This is a genomic window from Bradyrhizobium sp. F1.13.3 (assembly GCF_040548265.1).
Taxonomy (GTDB): domain Bacteria; phylum Pseudomonadota; class Alphaproteobacteria; order Rhizobiales; family Xanthobacteraceae; genus Bradyrhizobium.
The window spans coordinates 384,672-408,842 of the sequence record NZ_JBEPRI010000004.1 but is presented as its reverse complement, the minus strand read 5'-3'; the positions used below and the strand labels follow the sequence as shown (position 1 = coordinate 408,842).

Annotated in this window: 18 protein-coding genes; 11 read left to right on the top strand and 7 right to left on the bottom strand. The window is 65.0% G+C overall.

Annotation, left to right across the window (positions count from 1 at the left end):
• Window positions 1–86: 86 nt before the first annotated feature.
• From ABIB66_RS14325 to ABIB66_RS14310, 4 genes are all read right to left on the bottom strand, one after another.
• A complete protein-coding gene (locus ABIB66_RS14325) occupies window positions 87–968 on the bottom strand; it encodes an NAD(P)-dependent oxidoreductase (protein ID WP_354254958.1) in 882 nt (293 codons plus the stop codon).
• Window positions 968–2,099, bottom strand: a protein-coding gene (gene prfB, locus ABIB66_RS14320) for a peptide chain release factor 2 (RefSeq protein ID WP_007609760.1) whose coding sequence is annotated in 2 segments (ribosomal slippage) — window positions 968–2,029 and window positions 2,031–2,099 — 1,131 coding nt in all. Because the reading frame shifts where the segments join, the coding sequence is not laid out codon by codon here. The genes ABIB66_RS14325 and prfB overlap by 1 nt, the downstream gene beginning before the upstream one ends.
• Window positions 2,100–2,210: 111 nt before the next feature.
• Entirely contained in the window at window positions 2,211–4,712 is a 2,502-nt protein-coding gene (locus tag ABIB66_RS14315; protein ID WP_354054830.1) for a penicillin-binding protein 1A, read from the bottom strand.
• A gap of 273 nt (window positions 4,713–4,985) precedes the next feature.
• Window positions 4,986–6,278 carry an N-acetylmuramoyl-L-alanine amidase gene (locus tag ABIB66_RS14310; RefSeq protein WP_354203718.1) on the bottom strand — a complete coding sequence of 431 codons (1,293 nt, stop codon included), beginning with the start codon at window positions 6,276–6,278 and terminating at the stop codon, window positions 4,986–4,988.
• 704 nt (window positions 6,279–6,982) lie between these two features.
• Here ABIB66_RS14310 and ABIB66_RS14305 point away from each other — a divergent pair.
• Window positions 6,983–10,072, top strand: a complete 3,090-nt coding sequence (locus ABIB66_RS14305) for an Rne/Rng family ribonuclease (protein WP_354254957.1) — start codon at window positions 6,983–6,985, stop codon at window positions 10,070–10,072.
• A gap of 64 nt (window positions 10,073–10,136) precedes the next feature.
• Entirely contained in the window at window positions 10,137–11,369 is a 1,233-nt protein-coding gene (locus tag ABIB66_RS14300; RefSeq protein WP_354203722.1) for an NAD(P)/FAD-dependent oxidoreductase, read from the top strand.
• Between the two features lie 120 nt (window positions 11,370–11,489).
• Here the strand turns inward: ABIB66_RS14300 and ABIB66_RS14295 are convergent, their stop codons facing one another.
• The 3 genes from ABIB66_RS14295 to ABIB66_RS14285 form a co-directional block, all read right to left on the bottom strand.
• Window positions 11,490–12,824 (bottom strand): dicarboxylate/amino acid:cation symporter, encoded by a 1,335-nt coding sequence (locus ABIB66_RS14295; protein ID WP_354054838.1) that lies wholly within the window; start codon window positions 12,822–12,824, stop codon window positions 11,490–11,492.
• A gap of 83 nt (window positions 12,825–12,907) precedes the next feature.
• Window positions 12,908–13,462, bottom strand: a complete 555-nt coding sequence (locus ABIB66_RS14290; RefSeq protein WP_275172013.1) for a biotin transporter BioY — start codon at window positions 13,460–13,462, stop codon at window positions 12,908–12,910.
• An 87-nt stretch (window positions 13,463–13,549) separates the two neighbouring features.
• Window positions 13,550–14,737, bottom strand: a complete 1,188-nt coding sequence (locus tag ABIB66_RS14285) for a pyridoxal phosphate-dependent aminotransferase (protein WP_354203725.1) — start codon at window positions 14,735–14,737, stop codon at window positions 13,550–13,552.
• A 217-nt stretch (window positions 14,738–14,954) separates the two neighbouring features.
• On the opposite strand from ABIB66_RS14285, the gene ABIB66_RS14280 reads away from it, so the two are divergent.
• The 9 genes from ABIB66_RS14280 (at window position 14,955) to ABIB66_RS14240 (ending at window position 24,134) form a co-directional block, all read left to right on the top strand.
• Complete coding sequence (locus ABIB66_RS14280) at window positions 14,955–16,358, top strand: M48 family metalloprotease (protein ID WP_354254956.1); 1,404 nt, start codon at window positions 14,955–14,957, stop codon at window positions 16,356–16,358.
• Between the two features lie 99 nt (window positions 16,359–16,457).
• A complete protein-coding gene (locus ABIB66_RS14275; protein ID WP_354203729.1) occupies window positions 16,458–17,225 on the top strand; it encodes a DsbA family protein in 768 nt (255 codons plus the stop codon).
• Between the two features lie 226 nt (window positions 17,226–17,451).
• Window positions 17,452–18,306, top strand: a complete 855-nt coding sequence (locus tag ABIB66_RS14270) for a DUF1236 domain-containing protein (RefSeq protein WP_354203731.1) — start codon at window positions 17,452–17,454, stop codon at window positions 18,304–18,306.
• A 254-nt stretch (window positions 18,307–18,560) separates the two neighbouring features.
• Complete coding sequence (aroQ, locus tag ABIB66_RS14265; RefSeq protein ID WP_007591609.1) at window positions 18,561–19,028, top strand: type II 3-dehydroquinate dehydratase; 468 nt, start codon at window positions 18,561–18,563, stop codon at window positions 19,026–19,028.
• A 37-nt stretch (window positions 19,029–19,065) separates the two neighbouring features.
• Complete coding sequence (gene accB / locus ABIB66_RS14260; protein ID WP_275171905.1) at window positions 19,066–19,554, top strand: acetyl-CoA carboxylase biotin carboxyl carrier protein; 489 nt, start codon at window positions 19,066–19,068, stop codon at window positions 19,552–19,554.
• Between the two features lie 60 nt (window positions 19,555–19,614).
• Window positions 19,615–20,973: an acetyl-CoA carboxylase biotin carboxylase subunit gene (gene accC, locus ABIB66_RS14255; RefSeq protein WP_275171904.1), complete on the top strand. Its 1,359-nt coding sequence runs from the start codon at window positions 19,615–19,617 to the stop codon at window positions 20,971–20,973.
• 106 nt (window positions 20,974–21,079) lie between these two features.
• Window positions 21,080–22,597 carry a sensor histidine kinase gene (locus tag ABIB66_RS14250; RefSeq protein WP_354254955.1) on the top strand — a complete coding sequence of 506 codons (1,518 nt, stop codon included), beginning with the start codon at window positions 21,080–21,082 and terminating at the stop codon, window positions 22,595–22,597.
• Window positions 22,594–23,034, top strand: coding sequence for a response regulator (locus tag ABIB66_RS14245; RefSeq protein ID WP_354203736.1), 441 nt, complete (start codon window positions 22,594–22,596; stop codon window positions 23,032–23,034). Before ABIB66_RS14250 ends, ABIB66_RS14245 begins: the two co-directional genes overlap by 4 nt.
• Window positions 23,031–24,134, top strand: coding sequence for a sensor histidine kinase (locus ABIB66_RS14240; protein WP_275171902.1), 1,104 nt, complete (start codon window positions 23,031–23,033; stop codon window positions 24,132–24,134). The genes ABIB66_RS14245 and ABIB66_RS14240 overlap by 4 nt, the downstream gene beginning before the upstream one ends.
• Window positions 24,135–24,171 lie beyond the last annotated feature (37 nt).

The following is a 24,171-nucleotide window of genomic DNA, read 5'->3' as shown; positions in this document are numbered from 1 at the left end:
CGGCGAAAAGCGCCACCCGATTTCCGATGACGCGTCGGTTTACACAACCGATGCTCGAACGAGGCTGCGTATGCGGATATGATCCGCTACGACGGCTTCTTCGGCCGCGACACCAGCTCGATCATCTTGCCTTCATCGTCGTCAGGCATCGCGGCCTTGGCCTGCGCGTAGGCCTCGACCGCGGCGCGCGCGACCAGCGGCTTGTCGGCCAGCAGGCTCTCGGCGAGCTTCACCGCGTAGGCGGCATCCTTATGCCGCAGCGCCGCCGTGAACGTCGCGCCGGAAAAATCGCGGGCGACCATGCGCTTGGAGTGACGCTGCACCTGCGGGCTTGCGGCGACGCCAGCCTGGATCGAGTCCAGCACGAGGTTCATGTCGAGCCCGGCCTGCTCGGCGATCGCAAGGCCCTCAGCGAGACCGGCGATCTGGATCGCGCCCATCAGATTGTTGATCAGCTTGTAGACCGTGCCAGCGCCGACCGCGCCGAAATGGCGGATGGTCGAGCCGATCGGTGTCAGATAGGGCCGCGCGCGTTCGAGATCGGCCGCATCGGCACCGACGAGCAGCGTCAGCTTTCCGCTCGCTGCCGCATTCGGCAATCCCGTCACGGGGCAATCGATATAGATCAGCCCGCGCGCGTTCATTTCGCGGCCCATCTCGCGCGCATGGTCATAGGAGACGGTGGAGCATTCGATCGCGATGGTGCCAGCCTTGGCCGTCTTGGCCGCGCCCTCGGGCCCGAGCCAGACCGCACGCGAGGCCTCGTCATCGGCGACCATGGTCACGACGGCATCGGCGTCGATCGCCGCGTCCTCAGGCGAGGTCGCCCACAGCGCGCCGCGCGCGATCAGGTCTTCCGCCTTGGCCTTGCTGCGATTCCACAGCGTCACCGTAAAACCGGCATCGAGATAGCGGCCGGCCATGCCGTGGCCCATCCGTCCAAGCCCGATGAAGGCGATCCGGGGCATCAGTCGACGTCCTCGATGTCGGCGCCGGGAGTGCCGAAGGCGCGCTGCGCCAGGGTCGCGGCCATGAAGTCGTCGAGATCGCCGCCGAGCACGCCTGATGTGTCGGAGGTCTGCACACCCGTGCGCAGGTCCTTCACCATCTGGTAGGGCTGGAGCACGTAGGAGCGGATCTGGTGGCCCCAGCCGATGTCGGTCTTGGCGGCCTGGTCGGCGGCGGCTTTCTCTTCCCGCCGCTTCAGCTCGATCTGGTAAAGCCGCGCGCGCAGCATGTCCCAGGCCTGCGCCTTGTTCTTGTGCTGCGAGCGACCGGCCTGGCAGACCACGGCGACGCCGGTCGGGATATGCGTCAGTCGTACCGCGGACTCGGTCTTATTGACGTGCTGGCCGCCGGCACCGCCGGAGCGCATGGTGTCGACGCGAACGTCGGATTCCTTGATGTCGATCTTGATGGTGTCGTCGATCACCGGAAACACAGCGACGGACGAGAACGAGGTGTGCCGCCGCGCGTTGGAATCGAACGGCGAGATCCGCACCAGGCGGTGCACGCCCGCCTCGGTCTTGAGCCAGCCATAGGCATTGTGACCGGAGACCTGGATGGTCGCGGACTTGATGCCGGCCTCTTCGCCCTCGGACTCTTCCAGCATCTCGACCTTGAAGCCGTGGGTTTCGGCCCAGCGCGAGTACATGCGGAGCAGCATCTGCGCCCAGTCCTGGCTCTCGGTGCCACCGGCGCCGGCATGCACTTCGAGATAAGAATCGAAACTATCGGCCTCGCCCGAGAGCAGCGCCTCGAGCTCGCGCCGGGCAACTTCCTTCTTGAGGGTCTTCAGCGCGGCTTCGGCTTCCTTGACGACGCCCTCATCGCCCTCGGCTTCGCCGAGCTCGATCATGCCGATGTCGTCTTCGAGCTCCTGCTCGACCTTGCCGATGCCGGAGAGCGCATCCTCGAGCGAGGTGCGCTCCTGCATCAATTTCTGGGCTTTCTGGGGATCGTTCCAGAGGTTGGGATCTTCTGCGAGCTTGTTCAGCTCAGCGAGGCGCGCCGTCGATTTCTCGACGTCAAAGATGCCTCCTCAGCAGCCCGACAGACTGCTTGATCTCTTCTACCAACCGTTCGATTTCGGCGCGCATGGGATTCTCTGGTCTCGCGGGATTGTTCCGCGTCTAATGACAACGGGATGTAGCGGCGGCGGCTGCAAAGCGCAACCACCGCGGCGACGAACGTCTGTCTTGTCCTAAGCCTTAGTACAGCCCGCCCGTGCCCGGCCGCATGAAGAAACCGGAATCCGGCTGCTGCTGCTGCGACGCCGGCATGCGGCCGTCGGCATCGGCAACGCCGATGACCGAATAATTATCCGGCGGCGCCGTGCCCGGCTTGAAGGCTTCGAGGATGGTTCCGCCGGTCTCGCCCGGACCGGCGCGCATGCCGGACTTGGCGACGACCCGCACCAGCTTGATGCCTGCCGGCACCTTGAAGGGGACTGCCGGCTTGTCGGCGAGCGCGAGCTGGAGGAAGTCGCGCGCGATGGGAGCTGCGAGATGGCCGCCGGTCGCGGCGTTACCCTTGCCGAGCGGACGCGGCTTGTCGTAGCCCATATAGATGGCGACGGCGACGTCGGGCGAGAAGCCGACGAACCAGGCGTCCTTGGCCTCGTTGGTGGTGCCGGTCTTGCCGGCGATCGGCTTGCCGACCTGCTTGACAACGGTCGCGGTACCGGCCTGGACCACGCCCTCCATCAGCTCCGTGATCTGATAGGCGGTCATGGAATCCAGCACCTGCTCGCGGCGATCGATCAGCTGTGGCTCGTTCTGGTTCTTCCAGCCGCCCGGTGCGTCGCAGCCGCGGCATTCGCGCTGGTCGTGCTTGAAGATGGTGTGGCCGTAGCGATCCTGGATGCGGTCGATCAAGGTCGGCTTCACCCGGCGGCCGCCATTGGCGAGCATCGAATAGGCCGTGACCATGCGCATCGCCGTGGTCTCGCCGGCGCCGAGCGCGTAGGACAGATAGTTCGGCAGTTCGTCATAGACGCCGAAGCGGCGGGCATACTCGCCGATCAAGGGCATGCCGATGTCCTGGGCGAGGCGCACCGTCACCGTGTTGAGCGACTGCCGCAGCGCGTTGCGCAGCGTCACCGGCCCCTGGAATTTGCCCGAGGAGAAGTTTTCAGGCCGCCACACGCCCGCGCCCTGGCCCTGGTCGATCTCGATGGGCGCGTCGAGCACGACCGTCGAGGGCGTATAGCCGTTGTCGAGCGCGGCCGAATAGACGATCGGCTTGAACGACGAACCGGGCTGCCGATAGGCCTGCGTGGCGCGGTTGAACTGGCTCTGGTCGAACGAGAAGCCGCCGACCATCGCCAGCACGCGGCCGGTCCAGGGGTCCATCACCACCATCGCGCCGGACACTTCGGGGATCTGGCGCAGCCGGTACTGACCTTCGACAGGTTGGGCGTCCTTGTACAGCGGATCGGCGTAGATCACGTCGCCGGGCTGGAGCACCTGCGACACCGCGCTCGCCGCCCTGCCCTTCGCAGCTCCCGAGGCTGCTCTTGCCCATTTGATGCCGTCGAGCGTGATGAGGCCGGTCTCGCGCTGCTTGCTCACGGCGCCGCCGAGCTCGCGGCTCGGCTGGAAGCCGATGCGCGCCGACTGGTCGCTGGTCTCCAGCACCACGGCCATGCGCCACGGCGAGATATCGGACAGAGACTTGATCTCGGCGAGCTTCACGCCCCAGTCGCCCGAAATGTCGAGCTTGCTGATGGCACCGCGATAGCCCTGCTGCTCGTCATAGTTCACGAGACCGGCGACCATGGTCTTGCGCGCCATGACCTGAATCTTGGGATCGAGCGTGGTGCGGACCGAGAGGCCGCCCTCGTACAGCTTCTTCTCGCCATAGCGCTCGAAGATGTCGCGGCGCACTTCCTCGGCGAAATATTCGCCGGCGAAGGTGTGGGCGCCGTTGGAACGGCTGGTAACGGCCAGCGGCTCCTTGCGCGCCTTGTCGGCGTCGGCCTGCTTGACCCAGCCGTTCTCAACCAGACGATCGATCACGTAGTTGCGGCGCTCGATGGCGCGGTCGCGGTTGCGGACGGGATGCAGCGTCGCGGGCATCTTCGGCAGCGCCGCGAGATAGGACGCTTCCGCCACCGTCAGCTCGTTCACCGACTTGTCGAAATAAACCAGCGACGCGGCCGCGATGCCGTAGGCGCCGAGGCCCAGATAGATTTCATTCAGATACAGCTCGAGGATCTTGTCCTTCGAGTAGGTCTTCTCGATCCGCATCGCGAGCAAGGCTTCCTTGATCTTGCGGGCGAAGGAGACCTCGTTGGTCAGAAGGAAGTTCTTGGCGACCTGCTGGGTGATCGTGGAAGCGCCCTGCGGACGGCGGTTGGAGCCGTAGTTCTGGATGTAGACCACGCCGGCGCGCGCCATGCCGGTGTAGTCGATGCCGCCATGCTCGTAGAAATTCTTGTCCTCGGCCGCCAGGAAGGCATTGATCACGAGTTTCGGCACCGCCTGGATCGGCAGGTACAGCCGCCGCTCCTTGGCATATTCGCCGAGCAGCGAGCCGTCGGTCGCGTGCACGCGGGTCATCACCGGCGGCTCGTAATCCTGAAGCTGAGAGTAGTCAGGCAAGTCCTTGGAGAAATGCCAGATCAGGCCTGCGATGGCACCCACCCCGACAAGGAACAACACCGTTCCCGCGGCGAACAGGAAGCCCATGAACCGCACCAGCAAGCGCATTATCTGTTTATCCGTTCAAACTCTGGATCAGCCCAAAGATCAGCCCAAGACCAGCTTAAGATCAGCCCTCAGCACCCGAAACAGGCGCCAAACCATCGCGAATTCACCGGCCTTACTCAATACTATCAGTGCCGGACCCAAGGCGCTTGCCGAACGGGATTCTCGCCGATTCCGGAACCCCCTGCGGCGTTTTTATAAAGCGCCCGCTGTGGCCAAACTAGGGCTTTTGCGGCGGGACGGAAATTCCCCTCTCAATTCGACGATCCCCGGTCGTCAGTTCGACGATCCGGCCGTGGCCATCCGCTTGGCCAAAAACCCGTCGATCGCCTGCGCCATGGAGCCGACGGCACGCGACCGCCATCCTTCGGAGACCAGATGCTCGAGGTCGCCCTTGTTGGAGACGTAACCGATCTCGACCAGGACCGACGGCACGTCGGGCGCCTTCAGCACCCGGAAGCCGGCCGACTTCAGGGGATGCTTGTGCATTCGCACCGTCGACTTCATTTCGCCCATCAACAGCCGGGCAAAACGACTTGAAAATGTGCGGGTTTCCCGCTGGGTGAGATCGATCAGGATGTCGGCGACATCGGTCGGCTCCTCCGCGAGGTTGAAGCCCGCGATGGCGTCCGCCCGGTTTTCCGCATCCGCCAGCCGCTGCGCCTCGGCGTCGGAAGCCTTGTCGGACAAGGTGTAGATGGTCGCGCCCTGCGCATCGCCCTCGGCACGCGGCAGCGCGTCGGCATGGATCGAGACGAACAACGCAGCCTTGAGGCTGCGGGCGACTTTGACCCGGTCGTTGAGCGGAATGAAGGTGTCGTCGTCTCGTGTCATCACCACGCGATATTTGCCGGTTTTTTCCAGCCGTTCGCGCAGCGCCAGACCGAAGGCCAGGACCAGATTCTTCTCGCTCTCGCCGCTCGACTGCGTGCCGTTGTCGATGCCGCCATGCCCGGGATCGATGACGACCACCGCGCGGCCATCGGCCTTTTGCCCGGCTTCAGGGTGTGCAGATGCGGGAACCGTCGCGGGCGGCGGATCGGCAATTGCCGGCCGCAGCTCAGGACGGTTTTCCGGAGCCAGCGACGGCACGAAGGCGGTGCGCTCGACCTCCTCCAGTTCGAGCACCAGCCGCGCCGGCTGGCCGTTGGCAGCCTCCACCACGTAGGAATTGGCGATCTTGGCCGGGCCCGTCAGGTCGAACACGATTCGGGAGCCGCCGGGCATCACCAGCCCATAGCGGAAGGCCTTGACCAGCCCGCGTCCGCCGGCCCCGGTGCCAGCGGGAAGCTGAAAATTGACCTGGGGGACGTCGACCACCACCCGATACGGGTCGGCCAAGGCGACGGCGCGGAAGCTAAGGGTCTGGTCGATGTCGAGGACAAAGCGAGTTTGCCTGCCGTCACCGGCCAGCCGGGCGGCCGAGGCCGTCGGGAAATTCGCTGATGCAACAGGGAGTTGAGGCTGACTTTCCGCGGCCTTCAGGCGCGAGGAATCAGCACATGGCAATGCCGCCGCGCAGAGCAGCACGCATCCCAGCAAGATCCTTTGATTTGCGCGGCTCGCCACCGATTCCGTGCCTCCGAGCAGCCTCTTTAACGCAATAGAACCACAGGGTTAAACGATCCTTAATGACAGACACGCGAAACTCGCTGACTGTGACCGCCGTGCGACGCTCCTTGCACGGATGGTCCAATCCACGTATGTACGGAATGCTGACGGCCGATATTTCCGGTTGTGTCGCATTCAGCCTCCCGGTGCAGCGCCGGAACTCTCAAGGTTTGGGAATTCCAGCGTTTTTCCGTTCCCCTCTAGGTCCAGCGCGGTGCGCGGCAGCGAGGTGGAGCGGGGCAAGCCCCGGCGGCGGACGGTCTCCGGTTACCACCACGTTTCCGGGACGGTTCTGACAGCGGCGCAACCCGTTACCCGGTCCCTTAATCTCAAGGGAGCGGTTCGTACTACCCAAGGCGAGCGCGCTCGCGCCATGCCTGGCCAACAGCAACTGATTGAGGGGCGGCCCCGCCGCCCAATGTTTCATACGGGCCGACGCTTGATGCGCCAGACTGTGCCGACCAATTCTGAAGGACCATTCGCGACGCTGCGGAGTGACAATTCCGCGCGCCGCTTTGGTCCTCCGGCTTCCGGTTCGGCAAGGCGCGAGAGACGGCGTTTCGGCCTTCCCCTCACCCCCGAATCAGGTGGACCGTCGCGTCACCCGGCAGCGCTGATGGCGCCCACGGTGAATCGCGCCCGCCGCCGCCAAGAGTTAAGACATGCCCAACAAGATGTTGATCGATGCCACCCACCCGGAAGAGACCCGGGTGGTCGTGGTCCGCGGCAATCGCGTCGAAGAGTTTGATTTCGAGACCGCGCAACGCAAGCAACTGCGCGGGAATATCTACCTCGCCAAAGTCACAAGGGTCGAACCCTCGCTCCAGGCCGCTTTCGTCGAATATGGCGGCAACCGCCACGGCTTCCTCGCCTTCAGCGAAATCCATCCCGACTATTACCAGATCCCGGTTGCCGACCGGCAGGCGCTGATCGAAGCCGAAGAGCAGGCCCATCGCGAGGCCGAGGAAGAGAGCGAGAACCGCTCCCAGGGCCGCCGCCGCTCGCGCCACCGCAATTCCCGCCGCCGTAGTCATGGCGAGCGCGTCCGCAGCGACATCGTCGAAGGCACCGATCCCGCCGCCCAGCAGGTCCAGGGCGAGGCCCTGCCCGAGGGCGCTTCGCACGAGGGCGAGCACCTGCATGCCGGCGCAGAGCATCACGGCGAGCACGAAGGCCACGATCATCACGATCACGGCCACGAAGTACATGACCACGAAGGGCATGGCCACGAAGGACATGACCACGACGACCATCATCATGCCCATGGCGACGATCATCACGACGACCATCGTGGCGAACACGATCATCGCGACCATGATCATGCCGACGAGACACCGGCGCCTGTCGCAGCAATCGGCGCCGAGCCCGCGGTCGCCACCGAGGCCGTTGCCGAGCCGCAGGAGGTTGCCTCCGACGTCCACGCCGACGATCTCGCCGAGGCCGTGACAGCGGCTGCTGAGCCTGCCGACGCCGTGTACGCCGCAGGCGAGAGTGCGCAGCCTCCGCATCACGAATCCGAAGCGACGGCCGAGGATGACGACGAAGACGAGGACGACGAGGAAGCCGAAGAGGACGTTGTTGAATCCGTCGGCGGCGACGATGTGCTGGAGGAGGTGCCGGAGCGCACCTTCCGTCCCCGCCGCCAATACAAGATCCAGGAAGTCATCAAGCGCCGCCAGGTGATGCTGGTGCAGGTCGTCAAGGAAGAGCGCGGCAACAAGGGCGCAGCGCTGACGACCTACCTCTCGCTCGCCGGCCGCTATGCCGTCTTGATGCCGAACACCGCACGCGGCGGCGGCATCAGCCGCAAGATCACCAGCGCGCAGGACCGTTCGCGCCTGAAGGAAGTGGTGCAGGATCTCGACGTGCCCGAGGGCATGGGGATCATTCTGCGCACCGCCGGTGCCGCCCGCACCAAGCCCGAGATCAAGCGCGATTTCGAGTACCTGATCCGGATGTGGGAGACGGTGCGCGACATGACGCTGAAGTCGCAGGCCCCGACCCTCGTCTACGAGGAAGGCTCGCTGATCAAGCGCTCGCTGCGCGACCTCTACAACAAGGAGATCGACGAGATCTCGGTTGCCGGTGAATCCGGCTACCGCGAAGCGCGCGACTTCATGAAGATGCTGATGCCCGCCAATGTGAGCGCGGTGAAGCAGTATCGCGACGGCCAGCCGCTATTCTCGCGCATGGGCGTCGAAAGCCAGCTGGATGCGATGTTCTCGCCGACCGTGCAGTTGCGCTCCGGCGGCTACATCGTGATCAACCAGACCGAAGCGCTGGTCTCGATCGACGTCAACTCCGGACGTTCGACCCGCGAGCACCATATCGAGGACACCGCGCTCAAGACCAATCTCGAGGCTTCTGAGGAGGTCGCGCGTCAGCTTCGGCTGCGCGACCTCGCCGGCCTGATCGTCATCGACTTCATCGACATGGACGAAAAGCGCAACAATCGCGCGGTCGAACGCAAGCTGTCCGACTGCCTCCGGCAGGACCGCGCGCGGATCCAGGTCGGACGCATCTCGCATTTCGGCCTGCTCGAGATGTCACGTCAGCGCATCCGCGCCAGCGTGCTGGAATCCTCGACCGATCCCTGCACGCATTGCGGCGGCACCGGCCATGTGCGCTCGGTATCCTCGGTTGCGCTCCAGTTGCTGCGCGGCCTCGAAGAGATCTTGATGAAGGGCGCGACCCACAATCTGGTGGTCCGCACCCGCACCGACGTCGCGCTCTATGTGCTGAACCACAAGCGCGGCCATCTGCGCGACCTCGAGAACGGCTTCAAGGTCACGTTGGCGGTGATCGCCGACCCGAGCGTCAGCGGACCGCAGGCCTATGTCATCGACCGTGGCGAGCAGGTGCATACGCTGGAAGCCGCCAAGGCTCTGCTGGTGGCGCAGGCGGCCGCAAGCCCGCCGCCCCTGATCGAAGAGGCCTATGACGACGAGGAGTTCGATCCTGAGACCGAATCCGAGGTCGAGACCGAGGAGACCGAAGGTCTCGCCGAGGAGCAGACGGCAGGCGATGCCGCTACCGAGCAGGACGGCCAGCGCCGCAAGCGCCGCCGCCGCCGCCGCGGTCGCGGTGGCCCGCGCGACGAGGAGACGCGCGAGGATGGCGCTCCCGCTATTGCCGAGACGGCCGTGGCAGCCGGCGAAGGCGAAGAGGATACCGAGGCCGAGCCGGAGGGCGAGGAAGGCGAGGAACAGGCAGCCCGTGGCGAGCAGCAGGGCAGCGCCGATCGCCGTCGCCGGCGTGGTCGCCGTGGCGGCCGCCGCCGTCGCGGTCCTGGCGAGGAAGGTCTCGCCGGCTCCATCAGCGACGAGCTCACTGCCAATGCGCCGTCGGAAGCGACCGACGCAGTCGCCGATTTCGACGGTTTTGGCGGCGAGGCTGCGCCTTCGGTCGCGCAGGCCGAGCACACCTCGCAGCCGCAGGTCACGCAGCCAGAGCCGCGCGCCGAGGCAAAGATCGAGGCACGGATCGAGGCAACGCCCCAGCCTGAGCCGGCTCCTGCTGCCGCGGACGAAGAGCACGCCGACGACAAGGCCGCACGACGCCGTTCGACGGTTCGGGAAAAGGTAAGCTTCCTGTCGAGCAGCCAGAGTGAACCGGCACCGGTTGCTCAGGCGGCCGAGCCGGGTGCGCCGCCCGCACCGGCTCCGGAGCCCGCGCCCGCAGCGGCAAGCGAGACGTCGGCCGCACCGCGTCGCGCCGGCTGGTGGTCCCGCCGCTTCGGCGGCGGCGAATAGACGAGCAAGACAGTTGAAACCGCCCGGCCAAGCCGGGCGGTTTTGATTTGGCGAGGTGAGTTCAATGCAAAGCGCGATCGTACTCGGCGGCGGCATGATCGGCGTCAGCGCGGCGCTGCACCTCCAGCAGCGCGGCTGGTCCGTCACGCTCATCGACCGCAGGGAGCCGGGCCGGGAGACCAGCTACGGCAATGCCGGGATGATCCAGGCGGAAGCAGTGCGCCCCTATCCGATGCCGCGCGACCTTGCCACGCTCCTGCAGATCGCGACCGGCCGCACCAACGACGTGCGTTACAGCCTGTCGTCGCTTCATCTCCATATCGAGCCCCTGCTGCGCTATTGGTGGCATTCGGCACCGAAGCGGCATCGTGAAGCCATCGACGCCTGGGCGCGGCTGATCGCCTACGCGACGGCGGAGCACGACATCCTCATTCGCGAAGCCCACGCCGATAATCTGATCCGCCGCGCGGGATACCGACACCTGCATCGCGACGCAGCGTCGTTCGATCTCGCCGTCAAGGCGGCGGAAGAGGACGAGCGCGAATTCGGCGTGAGGTTTCGGGCGCTCTCGGGCGCCGAGCTCGCCAAGGCCGAACCTGTCCTGCGCGACGATCTGCCCGGCGCGATCCATTGGCTCGACACCTGGACGGTGTCCGATCCCGGCGCGCTCGTCACGGCCTATGCCGATCTGTTCGAGCGCCTCGGCGGCAATATCGTGCTTGGCGATGCTCAGACCTTGCAGCAGACCGCGACCGGCTGGTCGGTCGCGACCGACATTGGACACATCGACGCCGCCCACGCCGTGGTGACGCTCGGGCCGTGGTCGCCCGATCTCCTGCTCAAATTCGGCTATCGCATCCCGCTGGTGCGCAAGCGCGGCTACCACATGCATTACAGCGGCGGCGCCTCGCTCGATCTGCCGCTGGTCGACAAGGCCGGCGGCTACGCCATGGGTCCGATGGCCAAAGGCATTCGCATCACCACCGGCGCGGAGTTGACCGGTCTGGACGCGCTCGCGACGCCCGTGCAGCTCGCCAGCGCCGAAGCTTCCGCGCGCGAGTTGATTGACCTCGGCAAGCGGGTCGAGCCCGACCCGTGGTTCGGCACCCGCCCCTGCACGCCCGACATGCTGCCGGTGCTCGGCCCTGCCCCACGCCATCCCGGCCTGTGGATGAACTTCGGCCACGGCCACCAGGGCTTTACGCTGGGGCCAGCGACCGGGCGCCTGCTCGCCGAGATGATGAGCGGCGAAACGCCAGCGATCAATCCGACGCCATATCGGCCGGAGCGGTTCTAGCGCTCTGCGCTCGCGGGGAGGATCTCGACTGGTCACCGCAAGAAAAAGGGCTGATCGAGGATCTCGACCAGCCCTGCTATTTCAAGACCTGACGGCGCGCCGTCGGTGACAGCTTGCAGATCAGTCCGTCGTGAGCGCCGTTTCCATGTCGGTCGGATCGATCTGCTTGGCGAGGTTGGCGTTGAGCTTGTCGCGATCGAGCTCGCCCTCCCACCAGGCGATGATCACGCAGGCAACGCCGTTGCCGCACAGATTGGTCAGCGCGCGGCACTCGCTCATGAACTTGTCGATGCCGAGCACGATCGCCATGCCCGGCACGAGGCGCGGATCGACCACGGCGAGCGTCGCCGCCAGCGTGATGAAGCCCGCCCCCGTGATGCCGGAGGCCCCCTTCGAGGTCAGCATCGCCACCACCAGGATGGTGAGTTGCTGGCTGAAGGAGAGATCGAAGCCCAGCGCCTGCGCGATGAACAACGTCGCCAGCGTCATGTAGATGTTGGTGCCGTCGAGATTGAACGAATAGCCCGTGGGCACCACGAGGCCGACCACCGATTTGGAGCAGCCGAGGCGCTCGAGCTTTTCCATCAGGGACGGCAACGCGCTTTCCGAGGACGAGGTGCCGAGCACGATCAACAGCTCGTCTTTGATGTAGGCTAGGAACTTGAAGATGGAGAAGCCGGCGAAGCGCGCGATGATTCCGAGCACGACGAACACGAACAGCGCCGCGGTCACGTAGAACGTCGCGATCAGGCCGATCAGGTTGAGGATCGCCCCGGTGCCGAACTTGCCGATGGTGTAGGCCATCGCGCCGAAGGCGCCGATCGGCGCCGCGCGCATCACGATGGAGATGACGCCGAACACCGCATGCGCGGCGTCGTCGATGAAGCTGCGGATGGTATGGCCGCGTTCGCCGAGCCCCATGATGGCGAAGCCGAACAGCACCGAGAACAGCAGCACCTGAAGGATCTCGCCTTGCGCGAAGGCGCCGACGACGGTGTCCGGAATGATGTGCAGCACGAAGTCGACCGACTTCTGGCCTTCGGCCTGCTTGGCGTAGTTGGCGACGGCCTGCGCGTTGGCGGCGGCGCCGCCGAAGCCCGCACCCGGCTTCACCAGATTGCCGATGATGAGACCAATCACCAGTGCGAAGGTCGAGACGATCTCGAAATAGACCAGCGCCTTGACGCCGATGCGGCCGACCTTCTTGGCGTCCTGTATATGGGCGATGCCCGAGACCACGGTGCAGAAGATGATCGGCGCGATCACCATCTTGATCAGCTTGATGAAGCCGTCGCCGAGTGCCTTGATCCACTCATTGGTGGCGACTGACGGCCAGAGCCAGCCGACGATGGCGCCGAGCACGATCGCGATCAGCACTTGGATATAAAGTACTTTGTACCACGGCTTGGCGGCGGGCGGCGCGACCGGCGCCCCCGCCATCGTTGTCGTCGTCATTGTTTCACTCCCCCTCAAACGCCAAGCCAGCCAAGATCAACTTGGCCGGCCCTGTCAATCGGAACTGCTCGTTATTGCGCGCTTTACCCGCGATCGACCACCCGGCGTGTCGCCGGCATCAATGTCGCGCCCAGCGCGTTCTTGACCAGCGACGCCGCAACGAACGGCATCAGGCCAACCTGCCACGCTTTTGCGGCGCCAAGGCCGAGACCGAACGCCAGCCAGCCAAAGCCCGCGGCCAGAATGAGGATGTGGCCGACGGCCATAGCGGCAAACAGCAGAAATACGCTGCGATCCCAGCCGCGCTCGGTGAGCCAGCCGGTGACGAAGGCGGCGCCAATGAAGCCAAACAGATAGCCCGCGGTCGGGCCGACCAGCGGTGCAATTCCACCGACGGGGCCGGCGAACACCGGCAGGCCCATTGCGCCCTCGGCGAGGTAGGCGATCATGGTTGCGCTGCCAAGCCGCCAGCCATAGGCGGCGCCAATCATCAACACGACCAGCGTCTGCAACGTCATGGGCACGTAAGGCAGCGGCAGGTTCACCTTGGCTGACAGGGCCATCAAGGCGGTACCGAGCGCAATCAGCACGACAGCACGCAAAGCGCCGACGGTTTCACCGGGCCGGACTGGCCACATCAATGCGGCGAGAGGAGAATGCGTGGCGGTAGACGGGGCGGAACGGTCAGGCAAGTTGCACTCCAGAAGGCTGTCGAAAACTGGCGGCTATTTAAGCCAGTGAGCGATCCGGTCAACTGCTTCCCGCATCTCCGCAGCCGAACGCGCATAAGAGAGCCGTATGAATGAACGACCATGGATGGGATCGAAGTCGAGGCCCGGCGTGGCCGCGACATGGGCCTGCTCGAGCATCTGCTTGGCGAACTCGAAACTGTCGGAAGTGAAGTCCGAGACGTCCGCATAGAGATAGAATGCGCCGTCGGCCGGCAGAAACCTGGTCAGGCCGGCCTTGGGCAATCCCTCGATCAGGATGCGCCGGTTTTCCTGATAGCCGTGCTTGATCTCCTCCATCTCAGCCGCGCCGTCGAAGGCCGCTTCGGCCGCGATCTGCGACAGCGACGGCACCGAGATCGACAGGTTCTGCTGCAGCCGCTCGATCGGCCGCACCAGAATCTCGGGCACGACCATCCAGCCGACGCGCCAGCCCGTCATGCAGAAATACTTCGAGAACGAGTTGATCACGAACGCGTGGTCCGACAGCGCCGCAGCCGTCACCGCGGGAAATGCGTAGTCGAGCCCGTGATAGATCTCGTCCGAGATGAAACGGATGCCCGCGTCTTCCGCCGCCGCGATCAGGCCGGCGAGCGCCTCGCGGGACATCATGGTCCCGGTCGGATTGGCGGGGCTGCCGACCAGCACACCCTTCAGCGGCGCCTTGCGATGGGCGGCCAGCAGCGCCTCGCCGGTCAGCGCATGCCGCGTCTCGTTCGTGGTCTCGATCAGCACCGGCTCGCAGCCGAGCGCGGTGAGGATATGTCGGTACGGCGGATAACCCGGCACCGTCACGGCAACGCGGTCGCCCGGCTCGAACATCGCCAAGAAGGCCAGGATGAACCCGCCGGAGGAGCCGGTGGTCACCACGATCCGCTCGGGGCTGATGTCACAGCCATAGGCATCGCGATAATGCCGCGCGATGCGCGCGCGCAAGGAGGGGATGCCGAGTGCGGAGGTATAATCGATCCGCCCTGCCTCGAGCGCCGCATGGGCGGCCGCAATCGCGGTCTTCGGCGCGCCCGCGGCGGGCTGGCCAACCTCCATGTGGATGACATGGCCCCCCGCCGCCTCGATCCGGGCCGCGGCGGCCATGACGTCCATCACCATGAACGGGGGAACATCGCTGCGGCGGGAGGGCTCAAGCCACTGCCCCAACCGGTTCCTCAATGTCGTATCGTGCATCGATTTCTGCTATTCGCTGGCGAACCGGTCCGTCCGACCCGGAAACGGGGTGCTTGCGCCCCAGACTGGCCGCATTGTACGGCTCATAAGGGGTACGGCTCAAAGGGGCATATCGCGTATCCGGTCCGCCGCCAATCGCCAAAAACCAATCACGAAACTGCTTGACCAAGAATGCCTGACAAGCCTGCCGACAAGACCGTTTGACCCAGACCGCTTGATGTTATTCCAGATCGCATTGCGCAAGAAGGCCACCGCCCTCACCTCCCTCGTTGCGGCGGCTGCGATCGCGCTGACGCCGTTCTCGGCCGCGCATGCGCAGGCCAAGGGGCCGCCGGTCTTGCGCGACACCGAGACCGAACAGCTGCTGCGCGAATACACGCGCCCGATCCTGCGCGTCGCGGGTCTGGAGAAGCAGAACATCCAGATGGTGATCGTCAACGAGGGCTCGTTCAACGCGTTCGTCGCCGATGGCCGCCGCATCTTCGTCAATTACGGCGCGATCCTCCAGTCGGAGACGCCGAACCAGATCATCGGCGTGCTCGCGCACGAGACCGGGCATCTGGCCGGCGGCCATCTCTCCAAGCTGCGCGAGCAGCTCGCCAACGCCCAGACCCAGATGATCATCGCGATGCTGCTCGGCGCCGGCGCGATGGCCGTGGGCAGCACCCGCGGCAGCGGCAGCGCCGGCAACAATGGCCTTGCCAATGCCGGAGCCGCCGCCCTCGCCGGCCCGCAGGAGATGATCCGCCGTACGCTGCTGTCCTACCAGCGTCAGCAGGAGGAGAACGCCGACCGCGCCGGCGTGAAATTCCTGACGGCGACCCAGCAGTCGCCGAAGGGCATGTACGAGACCTTCAAGCGCTTCACCAGCGAGAGCCTGTTCGCGGCACGCGGCGCCGATCCCTATCTCCAGTCGCACCCGATGCCCGCCGAGCGCGTCGCGTCACTCCAGGAGTTCGCCAGCGCGAGCCTTTATTGGGACAAGAAGGACGATCCCGCGCTCCAGCTCCGCCACGACATGGTGCGCGCCAAGATCTCCGCCTTCATGGAACGGCCGGAGACGGTGTACCGCCGCTATCCTCTGACCAACGACAGCATGCCGGCGCGCTACGCCCGCGCCATCAGCACCTATCTCCATGGGGATTTGCGCAGCGCGCTCGCCCAGATCGACGCACTGATCCAGGTCCAGCCCAACAACGCGTATTTTTACGAGGTGCGCGGCCAGGCCCTGCTGGAGGGCGGCAAGCCGGCTGAGGCGATTCCTGCCCTGCGCAAGGCTGTCGCACTTTCGAACAACGCGCCCCTCATCGAGATGTTACTTGGGCAGGCTCTGGTTGGGTCCGATAATAAGGCCTACACCGATGACGCCGTTCGGATTCTCCGGGCCGCGGTGGCACGGGAACCGGAGGCCGTTCTCGGCTACATGCAGCTCGCGATGGCCTATGGCCGCAAGGGCGACTATGCCGAGGCCGATCTGGCGTCGGCGCAGGCCGCTTATCTGCGCGGCGACAACAAGACCGCCCGCGAGCTTGCGACGCGCGCGAAAACCCGTTTCGCCGTCGGCACGCCCGGATGGGTCAAGGCCGACGATATCGTGGCGTCCAAACCGCCGCGCAACTGACAAGACCAGAACGACGCCTTACGAAATGACGTCACGACACCGAGATTAAGTCCGCCGGGACGTTTTCCGAAAACCTGCTTTGGATAAGAGGATTTGCCTATGCCTTCGCTGCGCCTGCTTGCTCCCGCGCTGTTTGCGCTCGCCATGTTCGGCGCAGCCGCGCCCGCGTCGGCCGACAGCTTCTCCGATGCCCAGCGCACGGACATCGAGGTGATCATCAAGAACTATCTCGTCACCCATCCCGAGGTGCTCGAGGAAGCGATGGCCGAGCTCACCAAGCGCCAGGCCGCGGCCGAGACGCAAAAGCACGAGGCCAGCGTCGCGCAGAATTCCGATGCGATCTTCAACTCGCCGCGCCAGGTCGTGCTCGGTAACAAGGACGGCGACGTCACCTTCGTCGAGTTCTTCGACTACAATTGCGGCTACTGCAAGCGCGCGATGGACGACATGCTCACCCTCATGAAGGCCGATCCGAAGCTGAAGGTGGTGCTCAAGGAGTTTCCGGTGCTGAGCCAAGGCTCCGTCGAAGCAGCCCAGGTCGCCGTCGCCGTGCGCATGCAGGATCCCTCCGGCAAGAAGTACCTCGACTTCCACCAGAAGCTGCTCGGCGGTCGTGGCGCGGCCGACAAGGCGCGCGCACTTCAGGCGGCCAAGGAAGCCGGCCTCGATACCGCGAAGATCGAGAAAGACATCGGCAGCGCCGAGGTGCGCACCACCATCGAGGAGAACTTCAAGCTCGCCGAAGCAATGGGCATGAACGGCACGCCGAGCTACGTGATTGGCAAGCAGATCGTTATTGGCGCCGTCGGTGTCGAAAGCCTGAAGGAAAAGATCGCTGTGGCCCGCTGCGGCAAAGCGACTTGCTAACAAGGCGACTTGCTAACAAGGCGACTTGCTGATCACGTCTACAACTCACGCATGCAACGAGGCCGGCTGAAAAGCCGGCCTTTTCATTGCGCCGAAATCTGGCGCGCGCGTTCATCTGGCATTCAACAAACAAAAGCCTCGGAACCGCCAATGTTCCGGAACTCCTGATACGTCGTTTCGTTGTCGGCGCGGGCAATGACGCAGAGAAACACGTGAGGAGAATTCAATGTCTAACCGCTTTATGATCTCGGTCGCCGCGCTCGCGCTCGTCGCCGGTACCGGTCTGGCGAACGCACAGGGCACCATGAACCGCGACAGCGGTGGCGGCGCAGGCGCGCAGCCGACGCAGCACTCGCAGCCTTCCGGCGCCGCCGAGCGCGGCGGCTCGATGGGCCGTGAATCCGCTCAGGAGAAGGGCACCGTCGGCCAGACTGGCGGCGCCATGAAGCCCGGCGGAGCAGCCGAGGAGAAGTCGTCGGGCGGGATGGACAAGTCCGGCGCGATGAACAAGAACGCGGCCGACGAGAAGGCCGGCGCGGCGAAGGGTGAGCACGCCCAGGGCGCGCAGGACAAGTCCGCGCAAGACAAGTCCACGCAGGACAAGTCCATGCATGACAAGTCAGCGCAGGACAAGGCAGCGCAGGACAAGTCGAAGAGCACGATGGACAAGTCCCAGACGGACAAGACCAAGAGCACGGAGACTGACACCAAGAGCGGCAACATGAACGCCCAGACCAAGGGCGCAGACAGTCAGACCAAGGGTGCAGACAGCAAGGCTGCCGATACCAAGTCTCAGACCACGACCGGCACGGCCTCCGCGACCGCTTCTGCGCCGCCGCCCGAGAAGCGGACCGAGATCTCATCCGCGATCAAGTCGACCAAGATCGAGGAAACGACCAACGTCAACTTCAACATCTCGGTCGGCACGACCATCCCGGCGAGCGTTCGTTTCCATCCGCTCCCGCCCCGGATCGTCGAGATCTATCCGGAGTGGCGCGGCTACGAGGTGATCTTCGTGCACGGCCAGTACGTCATCGTTCGTCCGCAGACGCGCGAGATCGTATACGTCATCGAAGGCTAAGCTGCCTCGCTGATGCCCAAATGAGCCCTTGCCGAGAGATCGGCAGGGGCTTTTGGGCTATCGGGCGCTCCTCCCCCGCCTGTCCCGTCCGGCAGCCACGATTAGAACTGGTTAACAAGCAATTTCCTTGCGCACAGGTTTTTGCACCCCGGATGAGGCATCTGAAGCCACCTCGGAGGTCCTTCAAGGCTTCCCCTCACGCGCTTTGTTACCTATAACCCCCGCCACGCCGAAGCACCTCTTGCGGGATTGGAATGGCCGAACCAGCAACCGACACGATCCTTGTCCTGAACGGGCCGAACCTCAACATGTTGGGGACACGCGAGCCCGAGAAGTACGGGCATGCGTCGCTGGCCGACGTCGAGGCGCTGTGCCGGGAAACGGCGGCGACGTTCGGCCTCAAGGCCGACTGCCGGCAGTCCAACCGCGAAGGCGAGCTGATCGACTTCATCCACGAGGCGCACGCCCGCAAGATGAAGGGCATCATCATCAATGCCGGCGGCTATTCGCACACGTCGATCGCGCTGCACGACGCGCTGCTTGCAGTGCAGATCCCGACGGTCGAAGTGCACGTCACCAATATCCACGCCCGCGAGAACTTCCGGCATCATTCCTACACCGCGCGCGCGGCCTTCGCTTCGCTCTGCGGTTTCGGCATCGAGGGCTACCGCCTCGCCATCCAGGGCCTTGCCGCCAAGCTCGGCATCAAGCCCAAAGCCTGACGCTCCCCCTTCACACAGAACATTCGGATCAAACAACATGGCGCGCCAGCCAGACGACAAAGCAGCCGCAAAGTTTTCCAGCGAGGATTCCGCCCTCGTCCGCGAGCTCGCCTTGCTGCTCGATGAGACCAGCCTCACCGAAATCGAGATCGAGCGTGCCGGCCTGCGCCTGCGCGTCGCCCGCAACATCAGCGTCGCCGCGACCATGCCGATGCAGATGGCGGCCGCCCCCGCCGCTCTCCCAGCGGCCGCCGTTGCCGCCGCGCCTGCCGCTGCCGACCTGTCGAAGCATCCCGGCGCCGTGACCTCGCCGATGGTCGGCACCGCCTATTGGGCGCCGGAGCCCGGCGCCAAGCCGTTCATCGAGGTCGGCAGCAAGGTCTCAGTCGGCCAGACGCTGCTGATCATCGAAGCCATGAAGACCATGAACCAGATCCCCTCGCCGCGCGCCGGCACGGTGACGCAGATCGTGATCGAGGACGGCCAGCCGGTCGAGTACGGCGAGCCCCTCGTGATCATTGAGTGACGGTCGAGGGCGGTCTCATCGCCCTGGCCGCTTTCCGCGCGTCAGTCCAATAAGGACACCATGTTCGACAAGATCCTCATAGCCAATCGCGGCGAGATCGCCCTTCGCATCCTCAGGGCCTGCAAGGAGCTCGGGATCGCGACCGTCGCCGTGCACTCCACCGCCGACGCCGATGCCATGCATGTGCGCCTGTCGGACGAGAGCGTGTGCATCGGGCCTCCGGCGTCCAAGGACAGCTATCTCAACGTGCCCGCGCTGCTCGCGGCCTGCGAGATCACCGGTGCCGATGCCGTGCATCCCGGCTACGGCTTCCTGTCGGAGAACGCGCGCTTCGCCGAAATCCTCGCCGAACACAATCTGCATTTCATCGGCCCGAAGGCCGAGCACATCCGCCTGATGGGCGACAAGATCGAGGCCAAGAGGACTGCCAAGAAGCTCGGCATTCCCGTGGTGCCCGGCTCCGACGGAGGGGTCGGCCCCAACGACGACGCGATGGCGATCGCCAGGAAGATCGGCTTCCCCGTGCTGGTCAAAGCCGCGGCCGGCGGCGGCGGCCGTGGCATGAAGGTGGCCGAGAGCGAGGCCGATCTTCAGGTCGCGCTGTCGACGGCCGCCAACGAGGCCAAATCCGCCTTCGGCGATGCCTCCGTCTACCTCGAAAAATATCTCCAGAAGCCGCGCCACATCGAGATCCAGATCCTCGGCGACGGCCGCGGCGGCGCGATTCATCTTGGCGAACGCGACTGCTCGCTGCAGCGACGCCACCAGAAGGTCTGGGAGGAAGGCCCCTCGCCCGTGCTGACCGCGGCTGCACGGGCCAAGATCGGCGAGACCTGCGCCAAGGCGATGCGCGAGATGAAATATCTCGGCGTCGGCACCATCGAATTCCTGTTCGAGGACGGCGAGTTCTACTTCATCGAGATGAACACGCGCATCCAGGTCGAGCATCCCGTCACCGAGAGCATCACCGACATCGACCTCGTGCTGGAGCAGATCCGCATCGCCGCCGGCGGCGACCTGCCGGCGCGGCAGGACGAGGTCCAGGTCATCGGCCACGCGATCGAGTGCCGCATCAACGCCGAGAATCCGCAGACCTTCCGTCCTTCGCCCGGCCGCATCACGCAATATCACCCGCCCGGGGGACTTGGCGTGCGGATCGATTCCGCCGTCTATCAGGGCTACACGATCCCGCCTTATTACGACTCGCTCGTCGGCAAGCTGATCGTGCACGGCAAGACCCGCGGCGAGTGCCTGATGCGGCTGCGCCGGGCCTTGGACGAGATGGTGGTCGAGGGTATCGAGACCACCCTGCCGCTGTTCCGCGCTCTGGTGCGCGAAGACGACATCATCAACGGCGACTACCACATCCACTGGCTGGAACAATATCTCGCCGGCAAGGCGGAACCCGCCCCGAAGTAGCCGTCCCTCCACATGGAACCCTTTGGCCCCAATCGCGTTTGGGACGATGGGGACAGTTCCGAGGGGGCGTTTTGAAGTCCGGCAAGCCTGACCGAGCGAGGCCGTCGTGACTGCTGACGCACAGCGACGGCGTGCATTTTGGCAGATCCTGCTGTTCACGGCGGGGCTTCTCGTGCTGACCGTGATCAGCGCCGGCTCCGTCTACCTCGTCAACAAGGCGAGAGACGACAGCAAATGGGTGGTTCACACCATCGAGGCGGAGAACCAGATCAACGCCCTCCTGCTAGAGATCCGGCGGGCCGAGAGCGCCGCCCGCGGCTACCTTCTGACGCAAGGAGAGGATTTCAAGGCCGACCATGACAAGGCCGTGGCGGCCGTCATCCCGGCTCTCGACAAGCTCACGCGCCTGATCGGCGACAATCCGGCGCAACGCGAGAACATCGAGAAGCTGAGCGCGTCGATCGAGACCCGGCTCGGGCAGTTCGTGCGGGAGATGGATTTCATCCGGCGGGGTGAGCCGGAGAAGGCCGCAGCGCTGGTCCGCGAGATCGCCTCCACGGACGCGACAGCCGCGATCGCCAAAGTGGCGACCGGGATGATCCAGGAAGAAGAACGGCTGTTCCGGCTTCGAACGGTCAATTCGGACCGCAGCCAGACCCTCGCGGCGTCGATGACCGGCATCGGCTCCGGCCTCGTCGTGCTGCTGGCGGTGATCTCGATCTGGCTGGTGCGGCACTCGGTCCGTGCCCGTGACGATGCCGAGGCGCGCCTGCGCGACGCCAATGTCAATCTGGAGGCCGTAGTGGACGAACGCACGGCCGATCTGCGCGAGGCCAACAACGAGATCCAGCGCTTTGCCTATATCGTCAGCCACGATCTGCGCTCGCCACTCGTCAACATCATGGGCTTCACCAGCGAACTCGAGGAGCTCGGCGGCGACATTTTCCGCCGTATCGGCGGCCTTACCCATGTCCCGGCCGACGGTCCGCCGCCTTCGACCGGCGAGATCGCGCTCGAAGGTCCCGACAAGCAGCTTTCAGCGGATTTTGCCGAAGCGCTGGGCTTCATCAAGTCGTCGATCGCCAAGATGGACCGCCTGATCTCGGCGATCCTCAATCTCACCCGCGAGGGCCGGCGCGAGTTCCAGCCGGAAAAGATCGACACGCGCGAGTTGATCGAAGCCATCGTGTCGACGCTGGCGCATCAGGCCGCCGAGGCGCAGGCCGAAATCCATGTCGCCCCCCTGCCCAATCTCGTCAGCGACCGCCTGGCGCTGGAGCAGATATTCTCCAATCTGATCGACAACGGCATCAAATATCTCAAGCTCGGCGTCCCCGGCGAGATCAGAATTCGCGGGCGTACCAAGCTCGGCTACGCTATCTTCGAGATCAGCGATAACGGCCGCGGCATCGACCCCAAGGACCACCAGCGGATCTTCGACCTGTTTCGCCGCGCCGGAACCCAGGACAAGCCCGGTCAGGGCATCGGTCTTGCGCATGTGCGTGCACTTGTGCGTCGCCTCGGCGGCACCATGTCGGTATCATCGGAACTGAATACGGGCAGTACCTTCACCATCACGCTGCCCATCACCTGGAACGCCAGCAACCGGAACGCGGATCAATGACTCAACCCGTCAGCATCATCATGATCGAGGACGACGAAGGACACGCGCGGCTGATCGAGCGGAACATCCGAAGGTCCGGCGTCAACAACGAGATCATCTCCTTTGCCAACGGCACGGACGCGATGAAGCACCTGTTCGGGTCCGACGGTAGCGGGCTGGTGCAGAAAGGTAATGCGCTCCTGATCCTGCTCGATCTCAACCTTCCCGACATGACCGGGATCGACATCCTCAAGCAGATCAAGGAGAACAAATACCTGAAGGCCTCGCCCGTGGTGGTGCTGACCACCACCGACGATTCCCAGGAAATCAAGCGCTGCTACGAGCTCGGCTGCAACGTCTACATCACCAAGCCCGTGAACTACGAGAATTTCGCCAATGCCATCCGGCAGCTTGGCTTGTTCTTCTCGGTCATCCAGGTCCCGCCCGCCGCCCCATGAATCAACGTACGCCCACACTGCTCTACATCGACGACGACGGGGCGCTTGCGCGCTTGGTCGATCGCGGCCTGACACGGCGCGGCTACAAGGTCGTCCATGCCGCGAGCGGCGAGGAAGGCCTTGAGCTCATCCGCCGCGCGGGCACGACCGGCGGCATCGACGTCGTGGCGCTCGACCAGTACATGCCCGGCCTCGACGGGCTGGAGACGCTGGAGCAGATCATGGCGATCCCGGGCGCACCGCCGGTGGTCTTCGTCACCGCGTCGCAGGATTCCAGCATCGCGGTGACGGCGCTGAAGGCGGGCGCGGCCGATTATCTGGTCAAGGACGTCAAGGGCGACTTCATCCCCCTGCTTCACGTCGCGGCGGAGGGCGCGCTGCGCCAGGCCGAATTGCAGAAGGCGCGCGAGGAAGCTGAAGCCGAGATCCATGCCTCGCGCGACCGCTACGCAGCGCTCGCTGCCGAACGCGAACTGCTGCTGCGCGAGGTCAACCACCGCGTCGGCAACTCGCTGCAGATCATCGCCTCCCTGCTGCACCTGCAGGCCAGCTCCGCCGCGCAGGACGAGGTCAAGGCTGCGTTGACCAACGCGATGGGCCGCGTCGCCGCGGTCGCGCAGGTGCACCGCCGCCTCTACACCTCGCAGGACCTCAAGAGCGTGGTCCTGAACCAGTATCTGGACTCGCTGCTCGAGGATTTGCGCCGCTCGGCCGAGGGTAACCGGATGTCGCGCCTGACGCTGAAGGCCGAACCGATCGAGATCGATCCGGATCGTGCGGTCGCCGTCGGCATCATCGTCAACGAGCTGGTGATGAACGCGGTGAAATACGCCTACCCCGACGGCGCTGGCCCGATCCATGTGGAGCTGACCTCGCAGGGCGACGATCTCCTGCTGTCGATCAGCGACGATGGCGTCGGCGACAACGTCAAGGCCGATCCGCGCTCCACCGGCATGGGCCAGCGCATCGTCGCAGCCATGGCCACCAAGCTCGACGCTTCGGTCGAGCGCGACCCCACCCATTCCGGAACCCGCGTCATGTTGAGGTTCCGCCGTGTACCGGCCGCCGCCAGCAAGCCGGCTGCTGCCGCAGCGAACTGATCCGCACCGCCCATCGCAACCGCATTGCGATCCTGCT